The organism is Snuella lapsa, assembly GCF_039539345.1.
GTDB lineage: Bacteria > Bacteroidota > Bacteroidia > Flavobacteriales > Flavobacteriaceae > Snuella > Snuella lapsa.
Window position 1 is genome coordinate 1 of sequence record NZ_BAABCY010000068.1, and the last position, 19,189, is coordinate 19,189.

Sequence of the window (19,189 nt, forward strand, 5' to 3'; positions counted from 1 at the left end):
GCTGGGGGGAATCCTGATAAGGTTTTTAAAACTTAAAAAAAATGGCCGGAATTTCTTCCGACCATGGCTACTTTAAAGGAGCTTTTTTTATTTTTACACAAAATGCTAAATAATGCACCGTAAATTATTCTGGTTAGTTTTTATTCTTTTCCTTAACACCGTAAATGCTCAAGAAAAATTCACCTTTAGCGGAACCATTTTTGAAGAAAAAAGTAATGAAACTTTAATAGGTGTTAATATCCTATTTCCCGATTTAAAAACAGGAACCTCAACCAACGAATATGGCTTCTTTTCTATTACTCTACCAAAAGGCACTTACAAAATAGGAATAAGCTATCTGGGATTTAATAAAAAAGTTGATACCATAATATTATCTAAAAATATATCGAGGGATTACAGTCTCACAGATATATTGGAAAACCTTGACGAAGTTGTTATAACCAGCAACAGTGAAAAGCTCGACATAAAATCTCCACAAATGAGTGTAAACCGTATTACCTCAGGAACCATTAAAGAAATACCTGTTGTACTCGGTGAATCAGACATTATAAAGGCCATTACACTGCTCCCTGGAATAACGAACGCTGGCGAAGGCTCATCTGGCTTTAATGTTCGTGGTGGCGCAGCAGACCAAAACTTAATTCTTTTAGATGAAGCCACAGTATATAACGCTTCACATTTATTTGGTTTCTTTTCTGTTTTTAACCCAGACGCCATAAAAGACCTAAAACTATATAAAGGGGGGATTCCTGCACGATATGGTGGACGCGTATCATCTGTTTTGGACATCTATCAGAAAGATGGCAATAGTAAGTCCCTTCATTTTAACGGTGGTATAGGGCTTGTATCCAGTAGATTATTGGCCGAAGGCCCTCTAAAAAAAGACAAAGGTTCTTTTCTATTTGGTGGCAGATCGTCCTATGCACATTTGTTTCTTCCGCTATTCGACACCGATAATATTGCATACTTCTACGACTTAAACACTAAATTAAGCTATAAGCTAAATAGCAATAACAGTATATACCTCTCAGGATACTTTGGACGCGATGTTTTTAGAATTGCCGACAGTTTTGATAACACTTATGGTAATAGTGTATTAAATTTTAGATGGAACCATTTATTCAATGACAAACTCTTTTCTAACCTTTCCTTAATTTACTCTGATTATTATTATGGCCTAAAACTTAATTTTGTTGAGTTCGACTGGAATTCAGGCATTAAAAATTTTAACTTAAAATACGATTTCAAACATTACTTAAGCAACAAATTAAAACTGGAGTATGGACTAAACAGTATTTATTATAAATTTAATCCGGGTAACATAGTACCAACTTCTGAAACATCTGGTATTAATCCTTTTAAACTAACAGATAAATATGCTTTCGAAAATGCCCTCTATCTTGATGTAAACCATAAAGTTTCAAATTCATTATCGTTGTCATATGGCTTAAGGTTCAGTTCATTTTTTAGACTCGGTCAAAACGAACTCAACACCTACGAAAATAACTTACCCGTTCTATTTAATGAGGATTTAAAAATTTATGAATTAGCTGAACCTACAGGAACCAAAATGTACAAACGCAGTGATATTATAGCGCAGTTCCACAATTTAGAACCCCGCATATCTCTTTCATACCAATTAAACAAAAACAGTGCTTTAAAAGCTAGTTTTAACAAAATAAGTCAGTATTTACACTTATTATCAAACACCAGCTCCCCTACACCCCTAGACGTATGGACGCCTAGTGGCAAATATGCAAAACCACAGCTACTAAATCAATTTGCCATAGGTTATTTTAAAAATTTTAAAAATGACAACTATTCTTTTGAAATTGAAAGCTTTTATAAAACTGTAAAAAACAGAATAGACTATATAGATGGTGCAAATTTAATTGCTAACAATGCCATAGAACAGGTTATTTTAAGTGGAAAAGCTAAAGCATATGGTTTAGAATTACTCCTCAAAAAACACAAAGGTCTTATAAATGGGTGGCTTGCTTACACCCTATCTCGTTCCGAACAGCAAACAAAAGGCAGGACTCCAACAGAGATCGGAATAAACAATGGAAGATGGTATAAAACGCCATACGACAAAACACATGACCTATCGTTTACAGGCAGCTACCAATGGAATAGTAAATGGAAACTAAATGCCAATTTTTTATTTCAAACTGGTCAGCCAACAACCTATCCCGATGGACAGTATGAATACAATGGTATTAACATTCCTAATTTTAGTGGGCGAAATACAGACAGATTGCCCACATACAACCGTTTGGATATGGCAGCAACATTTACACCAAAGCCTAAAAAATCAAGCGGTTGGCAAAGCTATTGGGTTTTTAGTATTTACAACATTTATAATAGAAGAAATGCAGCATCAATATCATTTAGACAAAATAATGATACAGGATTAAATGAAGCTATTCGACTTTCTATTTTTGGAATTGTACCTTCAATATCTTATAATTTTAAATTTTAAGTTTATGAGATTTATACATAACAAATATTGGTGCCAACCGAGATATTTACCGATAACATAAATATTTGCCAATAGACAATTCTGACCGCTAAAAAACAAATAAAATTAAAAACAGATGAAACAAACATTAACAACTTTAAGAAATAGCTTCCCTAAAGGTTTTGTATACATACTGTTGCTTTGTTTTTTTTCTATGTCGTGTGAAGATGTCATTGACGTAAAAGTGCCTGAATCTCAACCAAAATTGGTAATAAATGCCTCATTAAACTGGTTTAAAGGTTCTGATGGAAAATCACAATATATTCAGCTAACACTTAGTGCTCCTTATTTTAACAACTCTATACCTCCTGCTACCGGTGCCACTGTAACCGTAACGGATTCCAACAACAATATCTTTACTTTTACAGAAGAAGATAATACAGGTATTTATAAAACCAACAACTTCATAGCTGTAATTAACGGCACTTATAACCTTAATATTTTATATAAAGGCGAGTTATATACAGGTACTGAAACACTTATCCCTGTAAGTGATATAGATTATGTGGAGCAAAAAAACAATGGAGGTTTTTCTGGTGAGGAAACCGAAATAAAAGCCTATTATCAGGATCCCAAAAATATTGAGAACTTTTACTTTTTTGAATTCATTAACACCGATACCGAATTATTAAGCCTAGAAGTTTATGATGATGAATTTAACGATGGTAACGAAATTTTTGCTTTCCATTCTAGTGAAGACTTAAATACGGGTAATGAACTTATTATTAGAAATTATGGTGTATCAAAACGGTTCTATAACTTTATGAATATTTTACTCCAACAAAGTGATGATGAAGCTGGTGATCCATTTGAAACACAGCCAGCATCGGTAAGAGGCAACTGCATAAACACAACAAACCCAAACAATTACCCTCTGGGATACTTTAGAGCTTCAGAAGTAGCGAGTTTCCAATACATCGTTGAATAGGTTCTTTAAAGCCCAATTTTATTAATACTGATACCTTTAATTTTTCGCTTCCATAACAATGGACCAATCATTACTATGGATTTCTCAATCTAAAAAGTTTCTACACGTAAATATTTGAACGAAAACTCATATAGATATAGCGAAATTTAGTATTCAAATTGTTAAAATTTCATAGCGGCATAATAATTGATAGAATTTTTCTACAATATTTTTTTAAGTAAATCCGTTTTGCATTTTTAAAACGTTAATAAAATATTAATTGTAAGAATTTTATAAAAAAGTTAACTTTTATAAAGTCTAATACCATTTACATTTATTTTTTTAATCAACATCAATCAAAAATTATGAACAAAAAAAAGATCATTTACGTAGCGTTAATCGCTATAACACTTGTTGCTACTTATTCATTTTATAGCAGTAGTAGTGATGAAGATGTTTCACTAACCGCCAAGGTAACCAAAGGAACTTTTACAGACGAAGTCATTATTTCGGGCGAGGCGCAATCAACCAGCTCGAAAAAAATCAATGGACCAAGTAATGCCAGTAGGTTTGGATTATACCAATTAAAAATACAGGATTTAGTTCCAGAGGGAACTGTTGTAAAAAAGGGAGGGTATATAGGTAAATTAGACCCGTCCGAAGTTAACGGTAAAATTAACGATGCCATGCTAAATCTTGAAAGTGCGCAATCCAAGTACACACAACAGCAGCTAGATACAACCCTTACATTAAAACAAGAACGCAATACCATTAAAGATTTGTTATTCAGTATTGAAGAGGACAAATTAGAATTGGAACGCTCAAAATACGAATCGCCAGCAACTATTAGATCCTTAGAGATAAAAATTGAAAAGACCGAGCGAAATTTAAAAGAAAAGAAAGCAGACTATTCTATTAAAAAGAGACAGGCCAATGCCAAAATGATTCAGGTTGGTAACGAAGTGCTAAAAATTAAAAAACTAATCGATGATTTAAGAAGCTTACAAAAAGAATTTACCATTTATTCTGATGATGATGGTATGGTCACCTATGTAAAAGAATGGAATGGAGCTAAAAAAAAGGTAGGATCAACGATATCTCCTTGGGAGCCAGCAATAGCCAGCTTACCCGACTTAACAAAAATGGAATCCAAAACCTATAGCAATGAAGTAGACATTAGAAAAATAAAAAAAGATCTTAAAGTAAAAGTAGGTTTTGATGCATTCCCAGACATCGAATTAGACGGTGTTGTAACAGAGGTAGCCAATGTTGGAGAAACCAAAGCTGGCTCAGACATTAAGCTTTTTCAAGTTCTAATCAAACTTAATGGAACAGATGAAAACATTAGACCTGGTATGACCACATCCAATAGAATATTAACACACCAAGAAGAAGATGTATTAATGATGCCCTTGGAAGCTGTATTCTCTAAAGACTCTATTAGCTTCGTTTATGTTAAAAAAGGTTATTCTGTAGAAAAAACACAAGTCGAACTAGGGCTTTCAAATAACGAAACCGTAATAATCAATAAAGGATTAAATGAAGATGACATCGTTTTCCTAAATAAACCTGAAGGATTGGAAGAAAAAAGTATAACGCTATTAAACTAAGAGATGATAGACAAGATACTTTTAGACAAACTAAAATCCAATTTTAGGGAAGCCTTCTGGTTTATAAAAACCAATAAAATAAGAACCTTTTTAACGGCCTTAGGAATTATTTTTGGTGTAGCTTCCGTAATCACCATGCTCGCAATTGGTAATGGTGCAGAACAGGAAATATTGGCGCAATTGGAATTGGTTGGAGTTAATAACATAGTAGTTACTCCTATTCCAGATAAAGAAGACGAGACTGACAGTGAAGAAGATAATAAAACTGAATCCAAACAGTTTTCTAAAGGCTTAGATATTTTAGATGCTTTAAGTGTTCAAGAAAATATTCCCAGTGTAAAACTTGTTAGTCCTGAAATCATTTTAGATACCTACGTAATTAACAATGGGAAACAAAACCCTGTTAAACTTATCGGGATAACCCCTACTTTTTTCGAATCTTCCAATGTAAACTTGGACAAGGGTAAAATATTTTCTGATTACCAAATCAAAAATGCATTACCTGTATGCATCATAGGTAAAAAAGTCGAAAAAAAATTATTTACGGGAGAAAGTGCCTTAGGCAAACAAATCAAAGTTAAAAATGTTTGGTTACAAGTTATAGGCGTTATTGAAGAAAAATTAATATCCGATAAAGCTCAGGAAAATTTAGGCATTAGGGATTTAAACCAAGATGTCTACATACCTACAAGTACGTTTTTAGTCCGTTATAGAGACAGGAAAGTTATCACCGATAAGATAGGGGCTCGAAGGGGAAATCAAAATGGCCCCAAACAACGTATTCCCCGAGGAAACTATCATCAAATAGATAAATTAACGGTTCAGGTTTCCAACTCTAATGAGCTGAAAGCAACTGCCGAAGTTTTAAGTAAAATGCTTAAACGTAGACATAATGACGTATTGGATTTTGAAATAACCATTCCGATACAACTACTTAAACAACAGCAAAAAACAAAACAAATTTTCAATATAGTATTGAGTATTATTGCTGGTATATCGCTCTTAATAGGCGGTATTGGGATTATGAATATTATGTTGGCATCGGTTCTGGAGCGCACTAAAGAAATAGGCATAATACGCGCTATTGGTGCTACCGAGCAAGACGTAGTTTTACAATTCCTATCGGAATCTGTTCTCATTAGCCTTGGAGGTGGTGTTATTGGTATTTTTGCAGGTATTATTGGTGCCTATATTATTGAATTGACATCTGGTATTAAAACCATATTATCTGTAAATTCAATGATGCTTTCCTTTTTTATTGCTGTTATCGTAGGATTGGTCTTTGGAATATTTCCTGCCAAAGCAGCAGCAAAAAAACGTCCAATTGAAGCTTTAAGAAGTGAATAACCTCATACTTTTTAAATTGTAAACACGCACATGCAATATAACATCCATGTTAAACAACAAAATGATTATATGGATATTATACGCATGTACTAAGCCCGGTCGGAGCATGACCTACTAAAAACAATAAATATAAACACATGAAAAAAATATATCTGATTTTAATAGCATTATTGCCTATAATTTCATTTTCTCAATCTCAAAAGATAACATTAGATGAAGCGATAAGCATCGCCAAAAAAAAATCGCCAGATTATAAAACAAACTTAAATATTAATCAAAGAAGTTATTGGCGCTTTAAAAACTACAAAGCACGTTTTTTACCTCAATTTAGACTTGATGCGACCTTACCAGAATACAGGAATTCTGTTAGAAGGCTAACTAACGATGCTGGTCAGGATATCTTTGTAAATCAAGATCAGCTATTAATAGAAGGCGGATTGTCCATATCCCAAAATATCCCATATACGGGTGGTACCTTGTCGGTATACTCAAATTTGGAACGTGTAGAACTTTTTGGTCTTGACGATAATATAGGATACTCAGTAATTCCTTTTTCCCTTAGATACCGTCAAAACTCATTGTTTTTCAACCCCTACAGATGGGACAAAAAGATAGAGCCCTTAATTTATGAAGAATCTAAAAGGGATTTTATAGAAAAAATGGAGCAAATCTCCATAAGCACTTGCCGCCGCTATTTTAGCTTGCTTAAAGCTCAAATGCAATTAAAAATAGCGAAAAAGAATCTTTCCAATCAAGATACGTTATATCAAATTTCTCAAGGACGGTTTAAAGTTGGTAAAATTGCAGAAAACGAATTATTACAAATGGAATTAACACTTTTAAATTCAGAAAACAACGTTACTATAAACACCATAGAATTAAAGAGAAGTTCCCAAAATATGGCACGATATCTAGAACTGGATACAGAGGATATAGAACTAGGCATTCCAGATAACTTAGCCCTTTTTAACGTTAGTGTTGATAAGGCAATTCAAGAAGCTCAGACCAATAGAAAAGCTGTCATCGAATTCAGGAGAAAACGTCTAGAAGCAGAAAGGGAACTTGCTCGTGCAAAAGGAACCAACAAAGTAGAGTTGGGTCTTAATGCCAATTTCGGAATTTCTCAAAACGGAGATGATTTCAATAACCTTTTTAACAACTTTAATAAGCAACAAATTTTGTCTTTATCGCTTTCCATACCAATATTTGATTGGGGCGTTTCAAAATCAAGGCGCAAAATGGCCGAAGCCGATTTAGATTTAACCAACAATAACATAGAACAGGACAAACAAGCTTTTGAGCAAGAAATCTATTTGCATGTTTTAAATTGGACCAATCAAAGGGATTTTCTTGCAACCTCCGAAAAAGCAAAGGAGATTGCCATTAAAAGATATGAAATATCAAAAAAAAGGTACATGTTGGGTAAAATTACCATTACCGACCTAAACATTGCGCTACAAGAAAAGGACAAAGCCGTACTCCAATATTTAAACTCCCTAGAAAAATTCTGGATAGACTATTATACGTTAAGACAACTTACCTTATATGATTTTATCAATGATAAAAGAATAGAAATTGAGGACATCTTATATGAATAAGCACTAACTGTTGGCCTCTAAAAATTTATTTTAACTTACAGGTAATCACTAAAAGATTTAAATCTCGATTATCGAGTAATATAAATGATTAATTCATATTTTTGAGGCATGAGCTTTATAAAAACCACCGAACAGGATTCTAAATACAACCATCTGGAAAAGATGAGTGTTAGCGAATTATTAGAGAATATTAATAACGAAGACAAAACTGTTCCGTTCGCTGTCGAAAAAGCCTTGCCTCAAATAGAACGACTAATAGAACAAATTGTTATCAAATTAAAACAGGGAGGGCGTTTATTTTATATTGGCGCCGGCACCAGTGGGCGTTTAGGTATTTTAGATGCTTCGGAATGCCCTCCTACCTTTGGCGTAGATCCCAATCCTGTAATAGGGCTTATAGCAGGAGGAGATAACGCTATTAGGAATTCCGTTGAATTTGCAGAAGATTCCTCCACACAGGGTTGGAAGGATTTGCAAAAACATAAGATTTCAAATGAAGACGTTGTTGTTGGTATCGCTGCATCTGGAACGACCCCTTTTGTAATAGCTGCTATAAAAGCATGTAATGAAAATAATATTATTACAGGCTGTATTACTTGTAATATAAACAGTCCTCTTTCTAATGTTTCTAGATTTCCTGTTGAAGTTGTTGTTGGTCCGGAATTTGTTACAGGAAGCTCTAGAATGAAAGCTGGTACCGCCCAAAAGCTTGTTCTTAACATGATAACTACTGCTACGATGATCCAATTAGGCCATATTAAAGGTAACAAGATGGTCGATATGCAACTAAGCAATACCAAACTGGTGGATCGCGGTACAAAAATGCTCATGAAAGAATTAAATATTCCTGAAGAAGAAGCTTCAAAGCTTTTAAAAAAAAATAAAAGCGTTCGCCTTGCCATTCAAAACTATAATAATGGAAACTGAAAAAACCGACAAAGAAACGCTTGCAAAAGGCTTAAAGACCATGGGAATAACACTAGTTCTCATGTTTGCTGGCCCTACCCTTTTGTATATTGTACTCAACAATAAAGACAAACCTTTTCATATTCCGCTTTTAATTATATCTATAGCTATCTGCGGACTTGCCATTTACTTCGGCTTCAGAGGCATCAATACAATCTTAGATAGCATGTTTAAAAAGAAACCTTAACCCAAGGTTGTTTGCTTAGGCGTGGTAGGGTTATATCCAAAATCTGAATCTTTAAAAGTAATACCCAACCCTTTTAATATATAATTTATTATAGCGTAATGGTGAATCGTATGGCTATTTGCTTGTGAAAACAAGGCACCGTACGTATAGGTAATCTCTATTGTCCCCAGACCTAAATCGTCCAATACACGCACATTCCCTTCCATATCAAAGTTCGTAACTGTTAGCTCGTCTACTATTGTATCCAAATATTGTTGCGCCGAATCACAATTGGATTCAACCACTTTATTTCTACGTCTGGCCGTTAAATCTATTTTTTTGCCTGTAATATTTAATATACAATCGTAAAAATCCAGAATATGCCTAAGATGCGTTCCAATACTAGAATAATACGGAGCTATAGAGGTATCGCATAATTGCGAATCTGTTAATTTCTCTAACAAATACTTAGACTTTTGAAGTGTTTTAAGTGTAGATCCAATAATTTCGTTCATGAAGACTAATGTAGCTAAAATATTTAATTTTTAAAATTATTTAAAAATTAGTCTTATAATAATCGTTTCCTTACAATAAAATTTAGAAGCATTACAGTCAAATTCCATTATATTACACTAGATTTTTTTACAATATACTTTTAATCAAATCATTATACAAAAATTTACTAACTTTAAAGTATTAGTATTCATTTAGTTTTTTCGCTATTAACCAACTATATGTTATAATCAACCCTATGGTAGCTGGTCTAAAAATTAAATTCTTTGTTAGCCTTGTAATTACTTGTTCATTTTTAATGAATAGCCAAAATTTAGTGAACAAGCATCAAGACACACTACCTATTACCAAACAGTTTGCATTTAAAACGCTAACCATAAGTGACGGTCTATCCCAAAATAGTGTAATTAGCATTGCTCAAGATAGTATAGGATATTTATGGTTAGCTACGCAAGATGGTTTGAATAAATATGATGGCAGAAGTTTTACACATTACAATAAACAATTTGAAGACATAACACGAACAACTTTTAGTAAACTTGGAAAAATATATATCGATAAACAAAATAGATTATGGATAATAACGCATTCTGGCAAACTGGAAATATATCAACCAGAAAACGATTCCTTTAAACATATAAAACTCCCTTATAATACTAGCTCCATTTATCAAGATAAAAACTTAAACCTATATATTGGCACCTACGACAAAGGGTTGTTTAAGATAGATTATAGATCAAAGGACACCTTACAGATCTTTCAGACTAGAGACAGGTATAGAACTGTTTACGACTATATTGAAACCGACGACGGTTTAATCGTTACATGCTCTGGAGCTATCTACCTATACAACGGTAATACTTACAAGGCCTTAACTGTTGAAAGCCGTTTAAACACCAATTTTAGTAGCATTCAAAAAACACCAAACGGAAATCTTTGGATAGGAACTTATGGAGCTGGGCTATTTTACAAACCCTATAATACAGACAACATCACAAGGTTTGAGCATGATAAACTGCCTCACAATCTTAATATAGAGGATCTTTTGGTCGACTCCAAAGATCGCTTATGGATTGCTACTTATGGCAATGGAGTATACTTAATGGATTTAAAATCAAAAAAGATAACCAACTTCAAAGCTAATAAAAATGACCCGTTTGCAATACATTATAACGACATGCTTTGTCTTTACGAAGACACCACAGGCATTATATGGTTTGGTTCAGACGGAACTGGAGCTAGCTACTATGATGAACATTTAATAAAATTTAATATCCTTACCAACAATCAAGTACCCAAAAGCGTCAATGTAGATATGGTTAGGAGTATAACAACAGACAAAGAAGGGAACATTTGGATAGGAACTTCTGGAATGGGTTTAACTTACGTAGATATTAAAAATAAAAATTATAAAACCTTCACTTCCAACAACTCCCAACTTAACAGTAGTAGAATCATTAGCTTGAATTACTTTGACAATGAGCTATGGACAGGACATCAAGGTTATGGACTTAATAGTATGGACATTTCTGGAAATTTTAAATCCTATCCAAAGTGCAACAACTTTACTATATGGCGCATTGTTGAAGAAACAAAAAATTCAAGATGGCTGTGTACAGAGCGTTACGGAATTATTCTATTCGATAAAGACAAAGGTTTTATTAAAAGATACAGTAAAGAAAACTCTGCCCTTACCTCAAACAATGTTAGAGCTTTAGTAAAGGAAAACGATAGCATACTCTGGATCGGCACAGACAATGACGGCGTGTTTAAATTGAATAAAAACACAAATAAGATCTCTAAAATAAATGGTTTGCATTATAAAGTAAAGTCGTTGCTCTATACAAACAACATCTTATGGGTTGGTACTAACGGTACGGGTATAAAAAAATTCGACATTATCAAGAATACTGTTCAAACCTATACCCAAAAAGACGGACTTGCCAATGATGTAATATACGGTATCTTACCGGACGGTAATGGGGTACTATGGTTGAGCACCAATAAAGGAATAACCAGATTTGATAATACAAGCACCAACAAAAGTTTCGAAAACTTTAGCTTTTATGATGGATTACAAGGCAGCGAATTTAACACAGGTGCATATTTTAAAGATTCGAAAGGAACACTGTATTTTGGAGGCCTTGAAGGCATCAATTGGTTTAACCCAGAACAGTTAACATACAACACCGTTAAACCCAGAACCGTTATTACGAAGCTTGAAGTTTTTTCCAATGGACGGCCCTTAAGTAATGATTTAGAATTAAAATATGATCAAAATACAGTAACATTCACCTTTTCCAGTTTACACTTTTCCCAACCAGAACGTAATTTCTTTAAGTACCAGCTTGTAAATCATGATAATGATTGGATTGAATCAAAAAACAAAAACATAGCTCACTATACAAACCTACCTCCAAATAACTATACTTTTAAGGTTATTTCGAGTAATTACGATGGTGTATGGAGCGAAATGCCAACAACCTACTCCTTTACAATTAAACAACCTTGGTATTTTAGTTCTGGGGCAATTATTATTTACGCACTGCTATTTTTAATTACATCATACAGCATATACTACTATTTAAAATGGCGGTGGCATATAAAAATGCAGTTAAAATTTGAACATAAAGAAACAAAGCGCTTAAAGAAACTAGACAAATTAAAAACCAGACTATACACAAATCTATCCCACGAATTTAGAACACCTTTAACTTTAATCACCGGTCCAGTAGAAAAACAATTAAACAACCCAAGTTTAACCAACGAAGACAAACAAGACCTCATACTTGTACAACGAAATTCTAAACGACTATTGGGACTAGTAGATCAGTTGTTAGACCTGTCCAAATTGGAAACCGGAAACCTAAATCTTTCCGTTAGCAAAGGCAATTTATCTGTATTATTAAAGCAAATAATTGCTGGATTTATATACAAAGCAGAAGAAAAAGACATAGCCTTTACTTTTAAAATAGTGCCAATGCCTCAAGCTTGGTTTGATAAAGATGTTATAGAAAAAATTGTTACCAATCTATTATCCAATGCAATAAAATACACACTAAAACAAGGAAAGATACACTTTGAATCGACAACCCACCAAGATCAGGTTATCATAACAACGGTCAACAATGGGAACACCCTTAAAAATTCTGAAATAGGAAAATTATTCAAACGCTTTTACCAAAGCAACAAAAATACCGATGGTGTTGGTATTGGACTCTCATTAGTAAAAGAATTAGTAACCCTGTCCCATGGAAATATAGTAGCACATACCATAAACAACGATGAAATTCAATTTACTGTTACCTTACCTATTGAAAGATCCCTTTTTAATACATCCGAAATTAACGATCACTCAAATGAAAGGGTAGACAAAGAAGAAATAAACACACCCCTTTCGTTTGTAGATAGTACCGATACAACAAACGGTACAAAAAAATATCTGTTACAAATAGTTGAAGACGATAAGGACATAAGACAATTTATACGATCCATATTAAAAGAAGAATACAACATCATTGAATCCTCTAACGGAAAACAAGGCATAAAAAAAGCCTTAAAGCACATACCCGATATTATTATTAGTGACATTATGATGCCTAAAACAGACGGTATACAATTGTGTAAAACCTTAAAAAATGATGAACGTACTAGTCATATACCAATCATTTTATTAACGGCCAAGAGTGGTGACAAAAACGAAATTGAAGGGTTAAAAACTGGTGCAGACGATTATATTATAAAACCCTTTAACAGTGAAAAAATTAAAGTACGCATTCAAAAACTAATTGAACTAAGACATAATCTGCAAAAACGATATGGAAACGCTTATGAATTAAATGATGTTATTAATTCCAAACCAGATCAACAATTCCTGTTTAGGTTAAAAAAAATACTAGACTCACATATTACCCAAACCATTTTAATGCAACACTACTAAGTAAAAAAATGCTAATGAGTCGCATGCAGCTTCACAGAAAATTGAACGCCCTAACTGGAATGTCTACAACCGAATTTATTAGAATGGAACGCTTAAAACTAGCAAAAAAACTACTGGAACAAAACCATAGTACCGTGTCCGAAATAACCTATTCCGTAGGCTTTAGTTCACCCTCTTACTTTTCTAAATGTTTCAAGGAAGTATACCAATGCACCCCTTCCGAGTTTCTTTCTAAATAGACAATTAACACCTTGCTTAAATATGTTACATATGTTATACACTTTGTTACATATAATATAGCATGTTACACATTCTAATAATAACTTTATAATCCAAATGCTCCTAATTTACTAACTAACAACTTTTTGACAGATTAGATAAATAGTAGCAATGCTTGTTGATAAGGATGAAATAGCGCCTCAAAGTAATAAATTAAATAACATCTACTTAAGTATTGACCATTTAAAACCGGGTAAATACACATTTAACATCATGCTAGACAATAAAATTGTAAAATCATTCAAATTAAAAAAATAAAAGAGGCTATTAATTGGAGTGAAGGGAATAATGAAAACAGATAAAGTAATTATTCCCTTTTTTATTAAAATCAAAATTGTTTGTCATGAAATCAAAAATTATAATCTTTTTGATATTTAGCATATTAAATGGATTTGACTCCCATTCCCAAATATTCAAAAAAATAAAGCAAAGAGCAGAAGAAGCTGCAAAACAAACAGTTCTCAGAAAAGTTGAAGAAAAAACTACTGAGAAAACCGAAAAAGCAATGGACACGTTGTTTAATGTCGACAAGAAACTTAAGAAAAATAAAGGCAGTTCAGAAAATGAGGACTCTAATGAAGGTGATGACACCTTAAACGATAACACCAACAATGGCGAAAACGATTCAGAATTTCAAGATGACACAATAGAATTAGTTGAAGAACCTGTTGCCCCTCCCCAAGTTAACAAACCCTGGTCAAAATACAATTTTGTTCCAGGTGACCACATCATATTCCACGATGATTTAAATCACGAAGAAAACGGAGAATTCCCTTCGCGTTGGGACCTGATAAAAGGAAATGCCGAAAATGCTTCATTTAATAATGAAAACATTATCAATCTTGAAAATGGAAGTATCATTACCCCTTTAATGGAAACTGATGCCTATCTCCCCGATGTTTTTACAATAGAATTTGATGCCTATTTCGATCTGGAAATCATGAAAAACCACCTGTACAACCAAGTGTTTAAACTAAGGTTTTGGGATGGCAATTCTCACAGCAGATTACCAAATAATGAAAGTACATACTACCCCTTACACATTTATCGCTTTGGAGCCCTCTTTGATGCAAAAATAAAGGGACAAGACAGACAATTTAAAAACTTTGAAGATACCATGATGGGCATGGAACCCGTTTGGAAACACATAGCTATCGCCTTTAACAAACGCTCATTAAAAGTATTTGTAGATGAATTTCGCGCACTTAATATTCCAAACTTAGGATTCAAACCCAAAAAAGTGTCTATCGAAGGATATACCCACCCACACGGAAAAGAAAATTTCACCATAGCTATTAAAAATATTAGGATAGCCGAAGGCGGAAAAAAACTTTATGATCGTGTCTTAACTGAGGGAAAAATAGTTACCAGAGGTATTCTGTTCGACATAAATAAATCCAGTATAAAACCAGAATCATCCGGCGTTATAAATGAAATTGCTAAAATGATGCAGGAGCACCCAGATTTAAAATTTAGAATTGAAGGCCATACCGATAGTGATGGCTCAGAAACACACAACAACCAATTATCAGAACAAAGAGCCAATGCTGTTAAACAAGCGTTAATAAATCTAAATATTGATGCTTCAAGAATGACTATTAAAGGCATGGGGGAAAGTGTGCCTGTTTCCGACAATAATACCCCAGAGGGAAAAGCTAATAATAGGCGTGTTGAATTTATAAAAATTTAAAATAACGAATAAAAAGTTTGCCAATATCTGCTGGAACTCCTAAACAAAATCAGCTATTAATCAAAAAATCATGAAATCATGAAAACATCAAAACTTATTTTAGCAGCAGCCTCAGTATTAATTTTATTTCTGTGGGCAACTCCAGGATTCTCTCAAGGCAACAGCCCACTTGAAGATAAAAATAATGGCGTATTCAAAGTAAAATCCAAAGCAGAAATGGCTAAAAACCTTGATAAGCTTAACAAAAAAGGGAAAGCTGAATACGAAAAGGCAAAGAACGAATTAAAAAAAATTAAGAATCCTACATTCGAACTTGCTCCCAATGAAGTTTTAAACAAAAACCCTAAAGAGCTATTGGGGTTAATGCCTATGAATAAGCAAGATGAAGACTTCATGAAAAAGCAAAACCTAGAAAACAAAAAAAACGAAAAAAAAATATTGCAAGGGTTCAAGGACGCTGGTTTGGATGCATCTTCTTATTCCTTTACAAATTACTCTATTTCAATTAACACACTAACGCTTGACCCGTTTCTTAGCTGCAGTTGGAACAAAAGTATTCTAACTCCAGTGAGAAATCAGTCTAGTTGTGGTAGCTGTTGGGCATTTGCCGCGGCGGCTGCTTTTGAACATTCATACAACAAATTCTATGGTAGTGTTAGTTCTCCAGTAGATTTGTCAGAACAACAAATTCTAGCTTGTGGTAAAACAAGTTCGGGACTTGATGCAGGGAGTTGTTCAGGTGGTTATACCAATAGAGCATTAGATTATATAAAATGGCATGGCGTAACATTAGAACCATATTACCGTTATACTGCAACCAGTTCGCCATGTAACAGCAACTCTTATGCTGTAAAGGCTGGAAGTTTTGGAACATTTAACCCTGCTGGCAGGTTTCCTACTGTAAGTGAAATAAAGGCTTTAATAAATTTATTTGGTGCCGTAACAACTTCTATGAAAGCTGGTTTAAGCTCATTTTTTAGCTATGGTGGTGGCGTGTACAATGGATACCCATCTAACTCAACAGAAACAGACCATGCTGTGATTATTGTAGGCTGGTGTGATAACTTAAATGCCTGGATCATTAAAAATTCTTGGGGTACTAACTGGGGACCTTATGGAGGTTATGCATATGTTGGATATGATCAATGTAATATTGGAAGAAAAAGGGTTTGTTGGGTTTATCCAAATAAAATACAAAACTAATCTGATAGAAAGAAATTCAATTAAAATTAAAAATCAAATGAGTTGACATAGTTAACTCATTTGATTAACAAACTGGATACCATGTTAAGCACACATATTTTAAAATATTTACTTGTTGCTAGTTTCTTCTGGTTAATCATAGCATGTAACAACCGTAAAAAATATGCCAATAATGACCCGTTATTGGTTCAAAATAGCGATACTCTGGTTTTTAATGGATGTCAAGAAAGTATAAAAGTAGCCAAGGGATCAATCATCGAAATGCAGCTAGAGGCTGTTCCGGTAACAGGGTACGAATGGATTCAAAAAGATTCCTCTACACTCTTGAAAGCACATAAAAAAGACATTTTAAAATATATAGAACTAGAACAAGACAACTTCCAAGAGCTTTACTTTGAAGCAAAAAGAAGAGGAACAGAAATAATCCATTTGGAATATAAAAGAGTTTTTGAAAAAGAAATAAAGAAGACATGTACTATCAACCTAAAAATCCATTGATAATATAATAATTAAGGAGACAGTAATATATTTTCATAAATTCACTGGTCTTCATCAAAAAAAACAAACTGAAAAAAATCATGAAATCCAAAGTATATTTTTTACTTCTTGCAGGGCTACTTTTCAGTTTTTGTGCCGAAGCGCAACTTCTAGAGAAACTTAAAGAACGTGCCAAGGAAAAAGGCATACAAACAAGTGAAGAAGTAAAATACGATAGTACGGCATATGATCCGAATTTAGGCCCTGAATACAAAAAAATTGAAGAACTACAACTAAGCTCAGCCAAAGACTTCTTTAATAAAGATGTTATTATGGCCTTATACAATGATGGGCAATTAGTTCAAACCTCGTTCTTTGATTCAGAAACCATAGCCATGCGTACAGAACAGGCAAACAACAAGGATCCCATTTATCATGACGACACAGGGAAATTTTATGCCTACAACAACGAGAAAGGGTATTATGAAACAATGAAGTTGTTACCTTCAAGTTCTATGGGTTTTATGACTGCCGGTTTAACAACACAAGTATATAAACTTCAACAACAACCCTATTTTGAATCTTTTAAAGCACTAGAATCTATAGGCTCAGGACTTAACTTCTTAATACTTGAAATGGCATTTATCTATAAACCAGAGCACTTTAATCAAGATACCTCTTACACTCCTGAAAAAGTACCCTGTAATGGTTCCGACAATTGCACTCGGTTTAACTACAACTTCCCAGATTACCCCGGAAGCTATATACAATTTGATGAACAAGGCCGTTTAAATGAGCTGTACATCAACTCTACCAATCCGCAATTTAAAGATGAACCCAAAGGAAAATTTGTATTCACCTATAAAGAATGTATCGTAAAAATTCCCGATGCGGTAGAACAGTCCATTATACCAGGTCCGTTAGGGAAACTCCTCCCCATAGAAAAAGGATTAGAGCCCTGGAAGTACAATAAAAAAGACAAACAGAAAAAATAAAGGCCATGAAAATTAAATACATCCTATTGGTTATACTTACTATAAGTATTAGCCATACAGCCGAAGCACAATTTTTAAAGAAGTTAAAAAGAAAAGCACAAGAAGCGGCAGAGCAAACTATTTTAAGAAAAACAGAAGAAAAGGTCACCGAAAAAACTGAAAAAACCATTGATGGTGCTTTGGAAGGCAAAAAAACCAAAACTGTTGACAATAACAATGAAGAAAATATAGAGCCCGTAAACGATTCCATACAATCAACACAGCAAAGAGTTTCTTCCTCAACCACAACGCCTTTAATGGGATTGAACAATAGTAAAGTAGAGACGTTGCCCGAGGCTTACCTTTTCGATTGGGAATTTAAAACCAACATGAAAATAACGAGTAAGAAAAAATCGGACAATGCCGATTACATCATGAATTTCTTTCTGAATACAGATAAGGATTACTATGCTATGGACGTAGAAAATGAAGAAATAAAAAAGTCAAGATGAAAAGCTATGATGGTTTTCGATTTTAAATCGGAAGCTATGGTTATGTTTAGCCATTACGGCGACCAAAAAATGGGAATGGTCACCAAACTTAAAGCCCCTTCAAAAACCCAAATAAAAGATGCAGACCGTAACTATAAATACAAAGAAATTGGTACAAAAACCATATTAGGATACGAATGTTATGGTATAGAACTCGAAAATAATGAAGGAAAAGCTATTCTATATTTTACTTTGGATGCCCCTGTTAACTTTAGTGCCTTTTTCGCCTTTTCCGGAAAAGCTGCCCCTAAAGGCTTTAGCGACCCCCAATTGTTCGATATTCTAAAAGAAGAAGCTTTGCTTATGGAATTGGAGTTTATTAGTGAAAGAAAAAAGCAAAGCATGAAAATGACAGCTATTAGTCTTGAGGAGAAGCAAACAAGCTTTCATAAAAAAGACTATTAGTTCATGAAAATGGGACTATAAAATTACTGATTAAATCTCTTG

The 19,189-nt window shown here is 33.6% G+C and carries 16 protein-coding genes; 15 read left to right on the top strand and 1 reads right to left on the bottom strand.

Annotated features, from left to right (window positions below):
- The first annotated feature begins 112 nt into the window (after window positions 1-112).
- From ABD792_RS12715 to ABD792_RS12745, 7 genes are all read left to right on the top strand, one after another.
- Window positions 113-2,482, top strand: a complete 2,370-nt coding sequence (locus ABD792_RS12715; protein WP_345006601.1) for a TonB-dependent receptor — start codon at window positions 113-115, stop codon at window positions 2,480-2,482.
- A gap of 115 nt (window positions 2,483-2,597) precedes the next feature.
- The gene (locus ABD792_RS12720) at window positions 2,598-3,449 is read left to right on the top strand and encodes a DUF4249 domain-containing protein (protein WP_345006602.1); all 852 of its coding nucleotides are present in this window, start codon (window positions 2,598-2,600) and stop codon (window positions 3,447-3,449) included.
- Between the two features lie 344 nt (window positions 3,450-3,793).
- Complete coding sequence (locus tag ABD792_RS12725) at window positions 3,794-5,038, top strand: efflux RND transporter periplasmic adaptor subunit (protein WP_345006603.1); 1,245 nt, start codon at window positions 3,794-3,796, stop codon at window positions 5,036-5,038.
- A gap of 3 nt (window positions 5,039-5,041) precedes the next feature.
- The gene (locus ABD792_RS12730; protein WP_345006605.1) at window positions 5,042-6,385 is read left to right on the top strand and encodes an ABC transporter permease; all 1,344 of its coding nucleotides are present in this window, start codon (window positions 5,042-5,044) and stop codon (window positions 6,383-6,385) included.
- 137 nt (window positions 6,386-6,522) lie between these two features.
- Window positions 6,523-7,983 (top strand): TolC family protein, encoded by a 1,461-nt coding sequence (locus ABD792_RS12735; protein WP_345006606.1) that lies wholly within the window; start codon window positions 6,523-6,525, stop codon window positions 7,981-7,983.
- A 108-nt stretch (window positions 7,984-8,091) separates the two neighbouring features.
- Window positions 8,092-8,910: an N-acetylmuramic acid 6-phosphate etherase gene (gene murQ / locus ABD792_RS12740; RefSeq protein WP_345006607.1), complete on the top strand. Its 819-nt coding sequence runs from the start codon at window positions 8,092-8,094 to the stop codon at window positions 8,908-8,910.
- Window positions 8,900-9,136 carry a DUF6095 family protein gene (locus ABD792_RS12745; protein ID WP_345006608.1) on the top strand — a complete coding sequence of 79 codons (237 nt, stop codon included), beginning with the start codon at window positions 8,900-8,902 and terminating at the stop codon, window positions 9,134-9,136. Before murQ ends, ABD792_RS12745 begins: the two co-directional genes overlap by 11 nt.
- Here the strand turns inward: ABD792_RS12745 and ABD792_RS12750 are convergent.
- On the bottom strand, window positions 9,133-9,630 hold the full coding sequence (locus ABD792_RS12750; protein WP_345006609.1) for a hypothetical protein: 498 nt from the start codon (window positions 9,628-9,630) through the stop codon (window positions 9,133-9,135). The two genes, ABD792_RS12745 and ABD792_RS12750, sit on opposite strands and share 4 nt — an antisense overlap.
- Window positions 9,631-9,944: 314 nt before the next feature.
- Between ABD792_RS12750 and ABD792_RS12755 the strand changes: the two genes are divergently transcribed.
- From ABD792_RS12755 to ABD792_RS12790, 8 genes are all read left to right on the top strand, one after another.
- Entirely contained in the window at window positions 9,945-13,568 is a 3,624-nt protein-coding gene (locus tag ABD792_RS12755) for a hybrid sensor histidine kinase/response regulator (protein WP_345006610.1), read from the top strand.
- 14 nt (window positions 13,569-13,582) lie between these two features.
- Entirely contained in the window at window positions 13,583-13,807 is a 225-nt protein-coding gene (locus ABD792_RS12760; protein ID WP_345006611.1) for a helix-turn-helix domain-containing protein, read from the top strand.
- 383 nt (window positions 13,808-14,190) lie between these two features.
- Window positions 14,191-15,537 (top strand): OmpA family protein, encoded by a 1,347-nt coding sequence (locus ABD792_RS12765; protein WP_345006612.1) that lies wholly within the window; start codon window positions 14,191-14,193, stop codon window positions 15,535-15,537.
- A gap of 78 nt (window positions 15,538-15,615) precedes the next feature.
- Complete coding sequence (locus tag ABD792_RS12770) at window positions 15,616-16,740, top strand: C1 family peptidase (protein WP_345006613.1); 1,125 nt, start codon at window positions 15,616-15,618, stop codon at window positions 16,738-16,740.
- A gap of 60 nt (window positions 16,741-16,800) precedes the next feature.
- Window positions 16,801-17,238, top strand: a complete 438-nt coding sequence (locus ABD792_RS12775; RefSeq protein ID WP_345006614.1) for a protease inhibitor I42 family protein — start codon at window positions 16,801-16,803, stop codon at window positions 17,236-17,238.
- An 80-nt stretch (window positions 17,239-17,318) separates the two neighbouring features.
- The gene (locus tag ABD792_RS12780) at window positions 17,319-18,212 is read left to right on the top strand and encodes a hypothetical protein (RefSeq protein WP_345006615.1); all 894 of its coding nucleotides are present in this window, start codon (window positions 17,319-17,321) and stop codon (window positions 18,210-18,212) included.
- Window positions 18,213-18,217: 5 nt separating this feature from the next.
- Window positions 18,218-18,703 carry a hypothetical protein gene (locus ABD792_RS12785; protein WP_345006616.1) on the top strand — a complete coding sequence of 162 codons (486 nt, stop codon included), beginning with the start codon at window positions 18,218-18,220 and terminating at the stop codon, window positions 18,701-18,703.
- 6 nt (window positions 18,704-18,709) lie between these two features.
- Window positions 18,710-19,147 carry a DUF4412 domain-containing protein gene (locus ABD792_RS12790; protein ID WP_345006617.1) on the top strand — a complete coding sequence of 146 codons (438 nt, stop codon included), beginning with the start codon at window positions 18,710-18,712 and terminating at the stop codon, window positions 19,145-19,147.
- Window positions 19,148-19,189: the final 42 nt, after the last annotated feature.

Coding starts and splice junctions, on each gene's coding strand:
- ABD792_RS12715 (WP_345006601.1), top strand. CDS start 113: ATGCACCGTAAATTATTCTGGTTAGTTTTTATTCTTTTCCTTAACACC.
- ABD792_RS12720 (WP_345006602.1), top strand. CDS start 2,598: ATGAAACAAACATTAACAACTTTAAGAAATAGCTTCCCTAAAGGTTTT.
- ABD792_RS12725 (WP_345006603.1), top strand. CDS start 3,794: ATGAACAAAAAAAAGATCATTTACGTAGCGTTAATCGCTATAACACTT.
- ABD792_RS12730 (WP_345006605.1), top strand. CDS start 5,042: ATGATAGACAAGATACTTTTAGACAAACTAAAATCCAATTTTAGGGAA.
- ABD792_RS12735 (WP_345006606.1), top strand. CDS start 6,523: ATGAAAAAAATATATCTGATTTTAATAGCATTATTGCCTATAATTTCA.
- murQ (WP_345006607.1), top strand. CDS start 8,092: ATGAGCTTTATAAAAACCACCGAACAGGATTCTAAATACAACCATCTG.
- ABD792_RS12745 (WP_345006608.1), top strand. CDS start 8,900: ATGGAAACTGAAAAAACCGACAAAGAAACGCTTGCAAAAGGCTTAAAG.
- ABD792_RS12750 (WP_345006609.1), bottom strand. CDS start 9,630: ATGAACGAAATTATTGGATCTACACTTAAAACACTTCAAAAGTCTAAG.
- ABD792_RS12760 (WP_345006611.1), top strand. CDS start 13,583: ATGAGTCGCATGCAGCTTCACAGAAAATTGAACGCCCTAACTGGAATG.
- ABD792_RS12765 (WP_345006612.1), top strand. CDS start 14,191: ATGAAATCAAAAATTATAATCTTTTTGATATTTAGCATATTAAATGGA.
- ABD792_RS12770 (WP_345006613.1), top strand. CDS start 15,616: ATGAAAACATCAAAACTTATTTTAGCAGCAGCCTCAGTATTAATTTTA.
- ABD792_RS12780 (WP_345006615.1), top strand. CDS start 17,319: ATGAAATCCAAAGTATATTTTTTACTTCTTGCAGGGCTACTTTTCAGT.
- ABD792_RS12785 (WP_345006616.1), top strand. CDS start 18,218: ATGAAAATTAAATACATCCTATTGGTTATACTTACTATAAGTATTAGC.
- ABD792_RS12790 (WP_345006617.1), top strand. CDS start 18,710: ATGATGGTTTTCGATTTTAAATCGGAAGCTATGGTTATGTTTAGCCAT.